Annotated in this window: 12 protein-coding genes; 9 read left to right on the forward strand and 3 right to left on the reverse strand. The window is 49.5% G+C overall.

Going from position 1 to position 14,571, the window contains the following annotated elements:
• Positions 1–35: 35 nt before the first annotated feature.
• The 6 genes from ACKPCD_RS04085 (at position 36) to aroD (ending at position 7,003) form a co-directional block, all read left to right on the forward strand.
• Complete coding sequence (locus tag ACKPCD_RS04085; RefSeq protein ID WP_068561678.1) at positions 36–1,010, forward strand: glycoside hydrolase family 43 protein; 975 nt, start codon at positions 36–38, stop codon at positions 1,008–1,010.
• A complete protein-coding gene (locus ACKPCD_RS04090; RefSeq protein WP_321434083.1) occupies positions 1,007–2,458 on the forward strand; it encodes an alpha-N-arabinofuranosidase in 1,452 nt (483 codons plus the stop codon). The genes ACKPCD_RS04085 and ACKPCD_RS04090 overlap by 4 nt, the downstream gene beginning before the upstream one ends.
• Positions 2,459–2,537: 79 nt before the next feature.
• Positions 2,538–2,696 (forward strand): DUF6171 family protein, encoded by a 159-nt coding sequence (locus ACKPCD_RS04095; RefSeq protein ID WP_245734405.1) that lies wholly within the window; start codon positions 2,538–2,540, stop codon positions 2,694–2,696.
• 130 nt (positions 2,697–2,826) lie between these two features.
• On the forward strand, positions 2,827–4,815 hold the full coding sequence (locus tag ACKPCD_RS04100; protein WP_321434084.1) for a glycoside hydrolase family 127 protein: 1,989 nt from the start codon (positions 2,827–2,829) through the stop codon (positions 4,813–4,815).
• A complete protein-coding gene (locus ACKPCD_RS04105; RefSeq protein ID WP_321434085.1) occupies positions 4,808–6,079 on the forward strand; it encodes an alpha-galactosidase in 1,272 nt (423 codons plus the stop codon). The genes ACKPCD_RS04100 and ACKPCD_RS04105 overlap by 8 nt, the downstream gene beginning before the upstream one ends.
• Before the next feature lie 168 nt (positions 6,080–6,247).
• On the forward strand, positions 6,248–7,003 hold the full coding sequence (aroD, locus tag ACKPCD_RS04110) for a type I 3-dehydroquinate dehydratase (protein ID WP_321434086.1): 756 nt from the start codon (positions 6,248–6,250) through the stop codon (positions 7,001–7,003).
• 287 nt (positions 7,004–7,290) lie between these two features.
• On the opposite strand, the gene ACKPCD_RS04115 is transcribed toward aroD, so the two are convergent.
• A complete protein-coding gene (locus ACKPCD_RS04115; RefSeq protein ID WP_321434087.1) occupies positions 7,291–8,268 on the reverse strand; it encodes an aldo/keto reductase family protein in 978 nt (325 codons plus the stop codon).
• A gap of 213 nt (positions 8,269–8,481) precedes the next feature.
• On the opposite strand from ACKPCD_RS04115, the gene ACKPCD_RS04120 reads away from it, so the two are divergent.
• A complete protein-coding gene (locus ACKPCD_RS04120; RefSeq protein ID WP_321434088.1) occupies positions 8,482–9,381 on the forward strand; it encodes an aldo/keto reductase in 900 nt (299 codons plus the stop codon).
• A gap of 261 nt (positions 9,382–9,642) precedes the next feature.
• Positions 9,643–11,040 carry a 6-phospho-beta-glucosidase gene (locus ACKPCD_RS04125; RefSeq protein ID WP_068561618.1) on the forward strand — a complete coding sequence of 466 codons (1,398 nt, stop codon included), beginning with the start codon at positions 9,643–9,645 and terminating at the stop codon, positions 11,038–11,040.
• A 489-nt stretch (positions 11,041–11,529) separates the two neighbouring features.
• On the opposite strand, the gene ACKPCD_RS04130 is transcribed toward ACKPCD_RS04125, so the two are convergent.
• Both ACKPCD_RS04130 and ACKPCD_RS04135 read right to left on the reverse strand, forming a co-directional pair.
• Complete coding sequence (locus ACKPCD_RS04130; protein WP_321434089.1) at positions 11,530–12,393, reverse strand: DegV family protein; 864 nt, start codon at positions 12,391–12,393, stop codon at positions 11,530–11,532.
• Positions 12,380–12,955 (reverse strand): DUF1836 domain-containing protein, encoded by a 576-nt coding sequence (locus tag ACKPCD_RS04135; RefSeq protein WP_321434090.1) that lies wholly within the window; start codon positions 12,953–12,955, stop codon positions 12,380–12,382. The genes ACKPCD_RS04130 and ACKPCD_RS04135 overlap by 14 nt, the downstream gene beginning before the upstream one ends.
• Positions 12,956–13,185: 230 nt before the next feature.
• Between ACKPCD_RS04135 and ACKPCD_RS04140 the strand changes: the two genes are divergently transcribed.
• A complete protein-coding gene (locus ACKPCD_RS04140; RefSeq protein WP_321434091.1) occupies positions 13,186–14,301 on the forward strand; it encodes an efflux RND transporter periplasmic adaptor subunit in 1,116 nt (371 codons plus the stop codon).
• The last annotated feature ends 270 nt before the right edge of the window (positions 14,302–14,571 follow it).

The raw sequence follows: 14,571 nt of genomic DNA on the forward strand, positions 1-14,571 counted from the left end.
TAAAGAATAAAGAGGTGGATGCTTTGGTTAAGGCTATGACAACTTACAAAAACCCGATCGTGATCGAAAGAGCGGATCCCTGGGTATACAAACATACGGACGGGTACTATTATTTCACAGGCTCGGTGCCGGGCTATCAGGAAATTGAGGTACGCCGGGCGAAAAATCTGGACGGACTGGAAGATGGGGAACGCACCAGCATCTGGCGTGCGCATGCGACGGGCCCGATGAGCAGCCTGATCTGGGCGCCGGAAATCCATTTTATCCAGGGACGTTGGTACATTTATTTCGCCGCTGCCGGTACGGATAAGGTCGCCAAAGGCACATTTCAGCACCGAATGTTCGTGCTGGAATGCGACGGCGAAAACCCATTGACCGGTGAGTGGATCGAAAAGGGCCAGGTCAAAACGGCCTTCGAGAGCTTCAGTCTGGATGCGACGACTTTCGAGTTGGACAACAGACTCTATTATGTCTGGGCCCAAAAAGACCCGGCCATTCCGGGAAATTCCAATCTTTACATTTCCGAAATGCAGAATCCTTGGACACTGTGCGGCAAGCAGACGCTTCTGAGTATCCCGGAATACGCTTGGGAGAAGGTCGGCTTCTTGGTGAACGAAGGGCCGGCGGTCATCATCCGCAATGGTAAAGTCTTCATCACCTATTCCGGCAGCGCGACCGATGAAAATTACTGCATGGGCCTATTGTGGGCGGATTCCGCCAGCGACCTGTTGGACGGTTACAATTGGCACAAACTTGCGGAACCGGTCTTCAGGAGTTCCGAACAAAACCAGTTGTTCGGGCCCGGGCACAATAGCTTCACCCGCAGCGAGGATGGAGAGGATGATGTGCTGGTTTACCACGTACGCCCAAAAATCGTGACAGAGGGTGATCCCTTGGATGTGCCCGATCGCCATGCGCACGCGCAAGTTTTCACCTGGAGCGCGGATGGTTTTCCGATTTTCGGCGAACCCGGAACAGACAACAATCAGAAAGGCAGGACAATCATTTGAATAAGATACAAGTAACCTTGAACAGAGAAACAGGAACAATCAGTCGCTATATATATGGTCAATTTGCGGAGCATCTGGGCAGATGCATCTATGAAGGGGTATGGGTAGGAACCGATTCAGAAATCCCGCACGTCAACGGAATCAGACAAGATGTCGTGGAGGCGCTAAAAGCCATCCAGGTTCCGGTCATCAGATGGCCGGGCGGCTGCTTTGCGGACGAGTACCACTGGAAAGACGGCATCGGTCCTACCGAAGAGCGCGCCACAATCGTGAATACGCACTGGGGCGGCGTGACGGAAAACAACCATTTCGGTACGCATGAGTTCTTTGAATTATGCAGACAGGTCGGGGCTGAAGCCTACATCAACGGAAACGTCGGCAGCGGCACGGTCCAGGAAATGCAGGAATGGGTCGAATACATGACAATGGACGGTCTTTCGCCGATGTCCAAATTGCGCCGTGAAAACGGGCAGGACGAGCCGTGGAAAGTCAAATTCTTTGGCGTCGGCAATGAGAGCTGGGGTTGCGGAGGCAACATGCGTCCGGAATATTACGCTGATCTGTATCGCCGTTACCAAACCTACGTCAGACAGTACACGAAAGAACCGCTTTACAAAATCGCCTGCGGCCCGAACATCGATGATTACAACTGGATGGATGTGCTGATGAAGCATGCAGCGCCGTTCATGGACGGCATCAGCCTGCACCATTATGCGCTGGCTTCCGTATGGGAAGACAAGCGCCCGGCACTGGGGTTCCCTGAAAAAGAATGGTTTTCACTGATCGACAGCGCTTTGAAGATGGATGAATTGATCACGCGGCACACCACGATCATGGACAAATATGATCCTGACAAACGCGTCGGTCTGATCGTGGATGAATGGGGCTCTTGGCTGGCTGTGGAGCCAGGCACGAACCCGGGCTTCCTGTACCAACAGAACACAATCCGGGATGCGATGATCGCAAGTCTGACTTTGAATATTTTCCATAAGCACGCTGACCGCGTACAGATGGCGAATATTGCCCAAATGGTCAATGTGCTGCAAGCTATGATTCTGACTGAGGGCGCAGAAATGATCAAGACACCTACCTACCATGTGTTCGATCTCTATAAAAATCACCAGGACGCAACCCTTGTCGATGCGGATGGGGTCATTTCCGGCACGACCAGTTACACGGTATCCAAAAAAGACGGCGTCATGACGGCATCTTTCTGCAACTACAGTCTGACTGACACAGAAACCATCACGTTGAGCCGTGTCGACGGCGTATTCGGGGAAACAGCAGCAGAGGGCATCTTCGGAAACAGCATGGATGATCATAACTCGTTCGAAAATCCTGAAGCCGTTGCGAAACAAACATTCACTGATTTCGCGGTGGATGGCAACGAATTGACGATCACGCTGCCTCCGATGAGTGTCGTTTCCGTATACGCAAAGGAAAACTGACATGACCTGCAAAGGCTGCGAACGTAACAATCAGATGATGGAGATGGATATCGAGAGCGCCATCGATGAGCAACTGTCGATGGAGCTGAACCACGCCTCAAACGAGCTGCGGGACCAGCGGTTGATTGTCTGTAGTGCGTGTCCGGCGCTTTCGGAGCATACGTGCAAGCATTGTGGCTGCTTCGTTCGCTTCCGTGCCAGTCTGCAGGACAAACGCTGCCCCTTGGGTAAGTGGTAACGCCATCCAGCTTAGGCACCGCTTTTGTATCAGCGTTTATATCAACAGGAATAGCTGCCGGATTGCTGGTGGCTTTTCTTGCATCTTGACATAAAATCAGGTTGAAATTTGGATGAAATGGGGATAGATAATGATCAAACCATTGCTGCAACAACACCCGAGAGTGACAGTGTCAGACAGCTTCTGGCTGAAGTACAGGCAACTGGTGAGGGAGGAAATGATCCCATTCCAATGGGATGTCCTCAACGACAGAGGGAACATCGTCATCGAAAGCGAAAGGGAGGATGCGACCATCCCGACGGAAAAAAGCCATGTGATCGAAAATTTCAGGATTGCGGCTGGACAGAAGGAAGGACACCATTACGGCTGGCTTTTCCAGGACAGCGATCTGTACAAATGGATCGAAGCGGCAGCCAACACAATCGCGTTGGAAAAGGATGAAGCTCTGGTCGCCCAAGTGGAGGAAACGATCGAACTCTTGGAAGCGGCGCAGGACGATGACGGGTATTTGAGTACCTATTATCAGATCGATGCCCCGCACCTGAAGTTCAGAAGGTTGTTCGAAAGCCACGAACTGTACTGCATCGGTCATCTGATCGAAGCCGCCATCGCTTATAAGGAAGCGACCGGGTCCGGTCGGCTGCTTCAGATTGCCGACAAAGCGATCGACTGCATCGAAGCGCATTTCGGCAAATCGGAAGGGAAAATCGACGGTAGCGATGGCCACCAGGAAATCGAACTCGCGCTTGTGCGGCTGTACGAGTCGACGGGCAACCGGAAATACTTGGATTTGAGCAGCTACTTCTTGGAGGTGCGCGGACAGAACCCACATTTCTTTGCGGAGCAACTGGAAGAAAATGATCGCTTGGGACTGCAGCAAGGGCCGAAGCCTGTAATCAATACCGTCTATCATCAAGCGCATAAGCCCGTTATCGAGCAGGATTCGGCAAGAGGGCATGCCGTTCGGTTGGTCTATATGGCGCAGGCAATGGCTGGGGCCGGTCGCCACAAGCAAGATGAAAAGCTGATCGGTGCCGCGAAAAAAATCTGGGAAAATATCGTCCAAAAGCGCATGTACATCACGGGTGGCATCGGTTCGACCGTACGCGGGGAAGCCTTCACCTATGATTATGATTTGCCGAACGATCTGATGTACTGCGAAACATGCGCGGCGATCGGGCTGCTGAATTTTTCGAATGAATTGCTGAAGACCGAAACCGACAGCCAATATGCGGACATCATGGAGAGGACACTTTACAACAGCATCATCAGCGGCATGGCCTTGGACGGGAAGCACTTCTTTTACGTCAATCCGTTGGAAGTCGATCCCCAAGCGAGCGCTGAGAATCCGGATAAGAGCCATGTGAAGGCGACGCGGCCTTCCTGGTTCGGCTGCGCCTGCTGTCCGCCGAACTTGGCGCGCACGCTGCCCGCTGTCGGGGGATACGCCTTCACGCAAAAGGAAGATGAAGTGCTGCTGAATCTGTTCATCGACAGCGAACTGGCCGGGGAGCAAGCCGGCGAACCTTACACAATTCGGCAAAAGCATACGGTATCGGAAACGGGCCAGACCGTAATCGCAGTTGAAAAAGCATCCTCCGAACAGCTGCGTTTGGGCATCCGTATCCCTTATTGGGCGGAAAATCCGGTACTGGTTGTTGACGGTCAAGAAACGGTTGCCGAAAGCAGCAATGGCTACACTTATGTGACCGTCATCTCCGATTCGATGGCTATCGAATTAACATACACCATCGCCATCAACGAAATCGAGGCGCATCCACTTGTCAAAGCGGATAAGGGAAAAGTCGCCCTGCAACGGGGACCTTTCATTTATTGCCTGGAAGAACAGGACAACGGGAAACAACTGCATCTGCTGGCATTGACCGGATCGGTCCGACCACGTTTCCGATCGGATAAGCTGCTCGGCGATAGCGTCTTCCTGGAAGCTGAAGGGGAGCTGCAAGTGATGGAAGATGGGTGGCAGGGCAAGCTGTACCGCGTTCATCAGAAACCGCAAACCATTCCCAAAATGCTCACGTTCATCTCCTACTACAACTGGGGTAATCGCTCTTTGGGAGAAATGCAAGTATGGGTCGATAAGGAGGATAAGCATGTTTAAAAGCTACGCAGAAACACCACCAAAAGGTTGGAACAGCTGGGATTCTTTCGGAGCCAGCGTGACGGAAGAGGAAGTATTGGGCAACGCCGAAGTGATGGCGAAAAGTTTGAAGGACTACGGTTGGGAATACATTGTCGTGGATATCCAGTGGTATGAACCTCTCGCTGATTCCTGCGCCTATCATCCGTTCACCGAACTCCGTCAGGATGAATACAGCCGGCTGATCCCTGCCGAAAACCGATTCTCTTCGAGCAGAGGGGGACTAGGGTTCAAACCATTGGCGGATGCGGTCCACGCAATGGGTCTGAAATTCGGCATCCATACCATGCGCGGCATCCCGAGGCAGGCGGTGCATGGCAATAGCCCGATTTTGGGTACGCAAAAAACAGCCCGGGACATTGCGGATACAAATTCCATCTGCCCGTGGAACACAGATATGTACGGCGTGGACAACACGAAGGACGGTGCACAAGCGTACTACGATTCGTTGCTGGCTCTGTACGCTTCCTGGGGAGTCGACTTTCTGAAAGTAGATGATATCGCGGATTCGAAATTGTACGGAACGCACAGCGGAGAAATCGAGCTGATCCGCAAAGCCATCGACAGTTGCGGCAGACCGATGGTGTTGAGCCTCTCACCGGGACCCGCCCCGATCGAACGGGGTACCTTTTTCCAACGGAATGCCAACATGTGGCGGCTGACGGACGATCTATGGGACAATTGGGAGCAGCTGTACGACATGTTCGGACGCTGCGGAAAGTGGTCGGCTTTTGTCGGCCCCGGTGCTTGGCCGGATTGCGATATGCTACCGTTGGGCCATATCGGCACCCGGACCGCGGCTGACGGTTCGGAGGCGCGTATGACACGGTTCACGAAAGAGGAGCAGCGTTCTTTGATGACGCTGTGGTCGATTTTCCGTTCGCCGTTGCTGTTCGGCGGCGATCTGCGTAAATTGGATGATTGGACGCATTCGTTGTTGAGCGAACCCTATCTGATCGATGCGCATCAGAACGGGCGCGATCCAAAGGAAGTGTACCGAAAGGAAGATTTGGTGATCTGGGTTTCCGAAAGTGATACCAGGAAATATGTGGCTTGCTTCAATCTTGCGGATCGTCCAGTAGGCTTGCCTGTTGCCGCCAGGGAATGGCTGCAGTCACTTGGTGGAGAACTGCATGAGGTATGGGCAAACAGGGCAGTTTCGGTGGCGGATGCGGAAACGGCTTTTATCGCTCCGCACGGTGTCGCTCTGTATATCTCTAAGTAAAGACAGAACGGAAACGGGTACGAATCGGACAACTTCCGTAAAGTGCTCCTATGCTTTTGGCGCAATTAACGATAAAATGGGAAGTATCATATACTCGTAAGTCCAGCTTTCTTTGCCCAAAAATAGACAAGGAAGAGGACGGGAATGCGCCATGGAGGGGATAAACCAATGAAAACCGTTCAAGTGAAAGATGTTGTCTTCAACGAAGGCAGGCCGAAAATCTGCGTGCCGTTGGTTGGGAAAACAAAACAGGAAATCATTACTGAAGTCAAAATGCTGGAAAAAGTCGCTTTCGATCTGGCGGAGCTGCGCATCGATTTTTTCGAAGGGGTAGAGTATCCGGAACAGGTCGAAGCGTTATTGACCGAAATCAACAGCATTTACAAAAAGCCGTTGCTGTTCACGTTCCGGACCAAAAAAGAGGGCGGAGAGCGCGAGCTGAGCTTGGATCACTATTTTGAATTGAACCGTTTCGCGATCCGGAGCGGGCTGGTGGACATGATCGATCTGGAACTGCTCAGTTCGGAAGAAGACGTGATCAATTTGATTGCTGAAGCGAACGAAAAAAACGTGAAAGTCGTTCTGTCGAGCCACGATTTCTTCCGCACGCCTCCTCAAAAGGATATCGTCGCAAGATTGGTGAAGATGCAGCAACTCGGGGCGGACATCACGAAGATTGCGGTCATGCCGCAGAGCGAGGAAGATGTCTTGACGCTGCTGGCGGCGACGTTGGAAATGAAAAAAACGAAAGCTGATCGCCCGTGCATCACGATGTCGATGGGCAAATACGGCGTCATTTCGCGCTTGGCCGGAGAACTGTTCGGTTCCTGCCTGACTTTTGCGGCGGCCAAAGATGTTTCTGCACCCGGTCAGGTATCTGTCCGCGATGTCCGTTCCATCCTGGAAATTCTGGCGCTGGATTAAGAACGTGCGGGCGGAACAGATCGGTTCGGAACTTTCGGATTTCCGCTCAGCTCCGGTGAAGCGTCGCTTGCCGGAGTAAACTGATCGTCAGCAAACGAAAATCCTGCGGAGCCTCCCTCATCGGAGAACGTAACCGAAAATGTAGGCGACCTCCTGCGAAGCTACCGTTCGCCGGAGGTCACACGTTTTTCTTCGATTTGGAGAACAAATGGATGGAGAACAGGCAAAAAAAGCCACCCTGGATATAAGGATGGCTTTTTTGATGTCCGGAATGATTCATCGTATGCTCAGCTTCTCGGCTTAAAGCTGCTTACTTTCAACAAAATTTGGTTGATGCCAAGCAGCAATTCATCCGTCAATTCGATATCCACCGACTTGATGTTATCTTCGATCTGCTCTGGACGGCTGGCGCCGATGATGGCTGAGCTGACGCCGGGTTGGCGCAGAATCCAGGCTAGAGCCAGTTGCGGCATGGTTATTTCCAATTCATGCGCGATGGCTTCGATTTCTCCGATGGCTTCCAACAGGGACTCGTTTTCCAGATACTTTTGCATTGAACTGTTCAGTTTGCTGTTGGCGGCACGGCTGCCTTCCGGAACTAGTTGGCCGGATTTGTACTTGCCGGTCAGGATGCCTTGTCCCAATGGAGAAAAGACGACTTGCCCCATCCCGTTAGCGACGGAAACGGGAAGGACATCGACTTCGATGTAACGCTCAATCATATTGTAGATCGGTTGGTTGGAAATGAGCGGCCGGAAATGATGCTGTTTTGCAATCTGGTGAGCCTCCTGGATTTTGGCGGCCGGCCATTCGCTGACTCCGGCATAAAGAATCTTGCCTTGACGCTGCAGATCATCGAGCGCCCAGAGTGTTTCCTCCATCGGTACGCTCGGATCGTAACGGTGGCATTGGTAGAGATCCAGATAATCCATGTCCAGACGCTTCAGGCTGGCGTCGCAGGCTTCGATGATGTGTTTGCGTGACAAGCCCCGGTCATTCGGACCATCCCCCATCGGGAAATAAACTTTGCTGGCGACGACCAAACTGGAGCGCCGATAGTCCTTCAGCACTTTTCCGAGCACGGTCTCAGCAGCACCCTTTTCATAAACGTTGGCTGTGTCGAAAAAGTTGATGCCGGCATCATAAGCGGTTCGGATGCATGCCTCCGCTGTCTGATCCGCTACTGATTTTCCGTAGGTCAACCAACTGCCCAATGCGATTTCGCTGACACGCAAACCGCTTTTCCCTAGATTCCTGTATTTCATCCACTCGTCCTCCTTGATTCATTTAATCAGACTTTGATGATAGCCGAAATAGCTTTCTGTCCTTATCATAAGCCACAAAATCGAATTCGCCAAAGGAAAAGGCCAACAAATCGAAAAAATGGAAGCGCTGCGATTCTTTTTGTATTAACGACAAAAAAAGGTATACTTGAGGTAAGGAACGGTGTCAAAGAACAGAAAGGATGGGGTCTATAAATGACGAACATAGACGAAAACATCAAGGCTTCGCTACGGATAGCGAATGCCAATCGGATGGTGGCGTTACCGGATGGCAGCATCATGCCGCAAATGGGGCAAGGAACATGGTACTTAGGTGAGGATCCTGCAAAAAGGCAAGAGGAAATAGAAGCTTTGCGTTTAGGTGTGGAATTGGGAATGACGTTGATCGATACAGCCGAAATGTACGGGGACGGGAAGTCGGAACGCTTGGTTGGGGAAGCGATCAAAGGCATCCGTGACCAAGTCTATCTTGTTTCCAAAGTGTACCCGCATCGAGCGAGCCGAAACGAGATTTTGGCTGCTTGTGCCGAAAGTTTGCGCAGATTGGATACGGACCACTTGGATCTCTATTTGCTGCATTGGCGCGGAAATGTGCCATTGTCGCAAACGATAGCCGGAATGGAGCAGTTGAAGGCGGAAGGAAAGATCGGCAGATGGGGCGTTTCCAACTTCGACATCCATGATATGCAGGATCTTTTGTCGATGGAACACGGGAACCAGTGTCAAGTGAATCAAGTTTTGTATCATTTGGGCTCACGTGGGATAGAGTTCGATTTGCTGAAATGGCAACGGGAGCACAACATTCCGACCATGGCCTACTCGCCATTGGCTCAGGGAGGCAGGTTGCGCGAGCAATTGCTGGAGAGTGAAGAAGTGCAGAGCATCGCAAAAAAACACGGTGTCGAAGCACTCCAGATCATTTTGGCATGGTGCCTCATCCATCCAGATGTTGTAGCGATACCGCGATCTTCCAACCCTGACCATACGTATCTCAATGCTCAGGCGGCAACAATCCGTCTGGATGATGAAGATCTGAAACGATTGGATGCACGGTTCCCGGCGCCCACTTTCAAAACGGCGTTAGATATCACTTGAGGATGAAACAAATCGTTTCTTTTCTGAAACGAAAATCATTGTGGCAAACCTGTAATCAGAATGTAAGGGGATTCTCCGGAAGTGTCAGAGTTGTGTTAAAATGAACTCATGAGAGCGAAAAGCCCTTTCACGGAAGGTTGGAATGAAAGCCTTTCCTAACGGGTTGTGCGGAACTATAGCCGCTTTTTTAAGGAATGCATTGTCACGACAGAATTTTTGAGCCGGAAAGCAAAGAGAAACCAAAAATAGGAGGAAGCATGCATGTCGAAAGAAGCTTTGAAGATTGTTACGATTGGTGGAGGTTCCAGTTATACACCGGAATTGATTGAAGGATACATTTTAAGAAAAGATGAATTGCCTATCAAAGAAATTTGGTTGGTGGATATAGAAGCAGGCAAGGAAAAACTGGAAATCGTCGGCGCAATGGCGAAACGCCAAGTCGAGGCGGCTGGATTGGACTGGGAAGTCCACCTGACATTGGATCGTTTCAATGCATTGAAAGATGCGGATTTCGTTACGACGCAATTCCGTGTAGGTTTATTGAATGCTCGTATCAAAGATGAGCGCATTCCATTGTCCCATGGTGTTTTGGGTCAAGAAACCAATGGTGCAGGCGGAATGTTCAAAGCTTTCCGTACGATTCCGATCATCGGCCAGATCATTGCGGATATGAAAGTGCAATGTCCGGATGCCTGGTTGATCAACTTTACGAACCCTGCAGGTATGGTGACTGAAGCAGCCATCAAACATTTCGGTTGGAAGAAAACAATCGGCCTATGCAATGTTCCGATCGGACACCGCAAAGTCGCAGCAGAAAAATTAGCGATCCCTGAAGATGAATTACTGTTCAAATTTGCCGGAATCAACCACTTCCACTGGCACCGTGTCTGGGATGACAAGGGGGCGGAGCGCACAGATGAAGTGATCGATATGGTTTACGGACCGCAAAAAACCGAAGATGAGAACCATCTGAAAAATATCCACAGTGCGCAATTCCACTACGAGCAACTGAAGGACTTAGGCTTGCTTCCTTGCGGATACCATCGTTATTACTATATCGAAGATGAAATGTTGAAGCATTCTATTGAAGAATTCGAAAAAGGCGAAACACGTGCGCAAGTCGTCAAGGCAACGGAAACGCGCTTGTTCGAACTTTACAAAGATCCTGCTTTGAACTACAAACCGGAAGAATTATCGCAACGCGGCGGTACGCACTATAGTGATGCTGCCTGTGAAGTGATTGCGTCGATCCAAAACGACAAACGTACGGACATGGTTGTATCGACAGCCAACAACGGTACGATTCAAGACTTACCTTATGATTGCGTCGTAGAAGTTTCCGCCTTGATCACAGCTCATGGCGCAGAACCATACAACTGGGGTGAAATGCCTTCCGCGGCCCGTGGCTTATTGCAAGGCATGAAAGCGATGGAAGAAACAGTCATCCGCGCGGCCATCACAGGCAGCTATGGTGCTGCATTGCAGGCCTTCACAATCAACCCACTTGTGCCGGGCGGTACAACAGCCAAGACGTTGTTGGATGAATTGTTGTATGCACACAAAGAGCACTTGCCGCAATTCGCAGAGAAAATCGCTGAAATCGAAGCAAATCAACCGGAAACAGTCGCTTACGTCGATGAATTGATGAAATCAAACTAATTAAATGAGCGTGAAAAAGAGTGGCTGCCCTGTAAAAAAAAGGCAGCCACTTTTTTTGCGCGCAACTCCGGTGAACGCAGGCATCACCGGAGTTCGCCCAATATTTTGTCTTGTGTTCTTCGATGAGGAAGGCTTCGCCGGAGTTGGGACGAATCATCGTCTATGTCCTCCGGCGAGTGATGCCTGTCCGGAGGTGCGTCTGAATTTCCAGTTGTTTCCTCCCGCGAATCATCACACTCTTTTTAAACGTGTTCTGAATCCCAGAAATCTCCGTCTAAGCTGCTATTACGTCACGGACAGAAAGCGTCCGTTCTCGTAATCGCCTCTTAGTGCTCGATTTCTAGAGCGGGATTCATCACACTCTCTTTAAACGTGTTCTGATTCGCAGGGGATTCCGCCTAAGTTGACTACCACACACGGACAAAAAACGTCCGTTTTGTGTTAGTCCTCTTAGTGCTCGTCCCCTCCAGCGAATCATCACACTCTGTTTTAATCTTCAAGCACCATGATGCCGATTCCCAACAATCCGGGCCCGGTGTGGACACCCAATACTGGCGAGATTTGACCTTCTGCGTAGATTTTGGCACCGGCGACCAGATCCTTCAACTGTTCTTTCATAACGAGCATCTCTTCGTAGGCATCCCCGTGGCAGATCGACAAGTAGTAATTTTTGTGCTGACCCAGTTTTTCACGGGTCATGTCGATCAATTTCTGAATGCTTTGCTTGCGGCCACGCACTTTTGCGACTGTGTCATAGATACCTTCTTGGTTGCAGGAGATGATCGGTTTGATGTTCAAGGCGCTTCCCAGTATCCCGGAAACTTTACCGATGCGGCCGCCTTTCATCAGATACTCCAAGGTGCTGACTCCGAACAGGATGGTGGATTTTTTCACGGCAGCCTGTGTTTTCGTTACGACTTCATCGAAATGAAGTCCCGCTTCGATTTGCTCGGCAGCATAAAGCGCCACAAATCCTGATGCGATGGCGATATTCAGCGTGTCAATGACGACGATCTGCATGTCTTCGATATCGTCCGCCAACAATCTGATGGCTTGGCAGGTGCCGCTCAATCCGCTGGAAATGGCGGATACGATCACTTGATTGAAGCCGTCCGCTTTGATTTTGGCGAAAGTGTCGGCAATCGTTTCCGGCAAAGGCAGACTTGTCTTCGGAATCTCTTCTTGAAATCTTTCGTAGACTTGCTCAGGCGTGATGTCGACCCGATCGCGATAGCTCGCGTCTTTATAATTGATCATCAACGGCAAGGTGTAGATATGGTATCTGTCGAGCAGTTCCTGCGGAATATCATTGCAGGAATCGGCCAAGACGGCAATGGCATTAGATTTCATCATTAGTATTCTCTCCTTTATTGGATGCGTGACTGATGCCATCGACCAATATGATTTTTTGTGTCAATAATTTCGAAGCAAGCGACAACGTGATCATCTTCAAAGCGATGTTTTCGCTGTGGATGTCCTCCAAGGTATAGGTGAAATGCTCTTTTTTATCAAGGTCGCGGAAAAGCATCCGGAAGGCGTATTCCAATTCCTGGCAGAAAGTGTCGAAGGCGATCTGGAATCCGCGGATGGAGACTTGCAGCTCCAGTCCTTTTTTCACCTCCGACAAAGGCAACACCTGCTTGAGCAAGGTGATGACGATCAGTTGAGCGATGTGCGTTTTGTAATATTTCTTTCTCTCGGGTTTATCGATCAGCTGCAGTTTTACGTAATTATTGATCATAGCCGGCGTGATGATGCGTTCTTCCTGGGTGGCATTCAGGAAACTTAATTGCTTTTCGATGATGGCGATCACTTGATCGCTGTAGAGGCCAAAATCAGGTAATTCGTCAAATCGGATGAATGTCAAGTTGAGCAGCTGTTGCTGATAGTCTTCCAATTCTGGTTTAAGTTTCACGGGACAACCTGCTTTCTGGACTGGGAAATTCAATCTAGTTTTTGACACTAGATGTAATGTTTTTCGTTACTAGATAAATGTACCAGTATTTGGCGGGAAATTCAATCTTGAAACTTCAGTGATAATTTAAATGGATTGCTTAAAGGAGCAGTCCTTTTTATGAAAAGGATTGCATTTTGGTGTATTAAGGGTATAATACACTCAAACGTAACTATATAGGAGGTTGGAGTGTGAAAAAGAAAAAGTGGCTTTGGATGGGCATTATCTCAGTTGTAGCAGTGTTAGGGGTAATCTTTTTGCCGAATTATTTAGGGAAACCAGCAGAGGATGAACCGATAGTGGAAGAGGATCCGTATGGCATTGAATATTATACAGTGCCCGCGATAGAGCAAATTTTTGTGAACGGTGTCGTTACGCCTGAACAATCTCAGGAGTTCTATCAAGAAGAAAACTTAGGTACAAGAGGGGATCTCCAAGTAGAAAATGGGCAAGTGGTGGAGGCAGGGACCTTACTGTACAGCTATACAAATGAAACAGTGCAGAAAGAAGTTACGCAATTGTATAACGAAGCTGCGCGGCTTGAGACGAACCGGGCGAATACAGCCTACAAACAGCAACTTGCCATTGATCGCTTCTATGAAATGCAGGAAGAAGAACGGGCTCAAACATTGGACGAATTGATAATGGACTTCAATTTATATGACTTGGATGCGCAAATCAAGGAAATATACAACAATATCTTATCGTTGGAAGAGTCCGTCTATACAGAAGTGACCGCACCATTCACCGGTAAAGTGGTTATTCCGGAAGAAAAGAAAGCAGATGTGCCTGTACTGACATTAATTTCGGAAAATTTTTATGTTGCGGGAACAGTGAATGAAAAAGATTTGGAAAAAGTAACGATTGGTCAAGTAGCTGATATTACGGTCGTTTCCAGTAATTTCACCACGGTAGGGAAAGTGTCTTTTGTCGATACAACACCTGCCAACACAGTGTCGGATCCATACACTCAAGGATCCTCTATGTCGAGTTACCCTGTGAAATTGAGTTTTGATTCATTAGAACGTATCGTGAATGGCTATCATGTGCAAGCAACCATCAACCTAGAAGAAAATCAAGTTGTTGTTCCCAAAGTAGCCATCCGTACAGACGGTGATGTGACATATGTCTTGGTAAATGATTTCGGTACTGTCACACGCCGCGTTATCCAAACGACTGAAGAGACAGCAGCAGGTATCGTAGTAACAAGCGGATTAGAAGCACAAGACGAAATTATTGTTTCTTCTGAAGCGGATGTTCAAGAAGGTGATCTTTTAGATCCTGCTTCGATGGAAGTGGACCGGTAGTGCCAAAAATTCTATGGAAACTGCCCCAAATAACGAGGTGATGTGAAAAACCAAGCCCTGCTATTCAAAGTTAGGTGAAACAAACGCTCTTGACAACCGAGCCAATGGTTTCTTCCTTTGCCGTCAAGGGCGACGGTATACAAAAGGAGCAGCACAAAGTAGCCCTTGGCTTAGCTAATTTTAAACCATTGGCTTTTCGGATTGTAAAGAGTACGCTCCGCCGTGTGTTTAGTTTATTGGTTCTCTCTTTTTTTAGAGGGCTCCGGTGCC

Source organism: Trichococcus flocculiformis, from assembly GCF_963662535.1.
Classification (GTDB): Bacteria; Bacillota; Bacilli; order Lactobacillales; family Aerococcaceae; genus Trichococcus; species Trichococcus flocculiformis.

Coding starts and splice junctions, on each gene's coding strand:
- ACKPCD_RS04085 (WP_068561678.1), top strand. CDS start 36: ATGACAACTTACAAAAACCCGATCGTGATCGAAAGAGCGGATCCCTGG.
- ACKPCD_RS04095 (WP_245734405.1), top strand. CDS start 2,538: ATGGAGCTGAACCACGCCTCAAACGAGCTGCGGGACCAGCGGTTGATT.
- ACKPCD_RS04100 (WP_321434084.1), top strand. CDS start 2,827: ATGATCAAACCATTGCTGCAACAACACCCGAGAGTGACAGTGTCAGAC.
- ACKPCD_RS04105 (WP_321434085.1), top strand. CDS start 4,808: ATGTTTAAAAGCTACGCAGAAACACCACCAAAAGGTTGGAACAGCTGG.
- aroD (WP_321434086.1), top strand. CDS start 6,248: ATGAAAACCGTTCAAGTGAAAGATGTTGTCTTCAACGAAGGCAGGCCG.
- ACKPCD_RS04115 (WP_321434087.1), bottom strand. CDS start 8,268: ATGAAATACAGGAATCTAGGGAAAAGCGGTTTGCGTGTCAGCGAAATC.
- ACKPCD_RS04120 (WP_321434088.1), top strand. CDS start 8,482: ATGACGAACATAGACGAAAACATCAAGGCTTCGCTACGGATAGCGAAT.
- ACKPCD_RS04125 (WP_068561618.1), top strand. CDS start 9,643: ATGTCGAAAGAAGCTTTGAAGATTGTTACGATTGGTGGAGGTTCCAGT.
- ACKPCD_RS04130 (WP_321434089.1), bottom strand. CDS start 12,393: ATGATGAAATCTAATGCCATTGCCGTCTTGGCCGATTCCTGCAATGAT.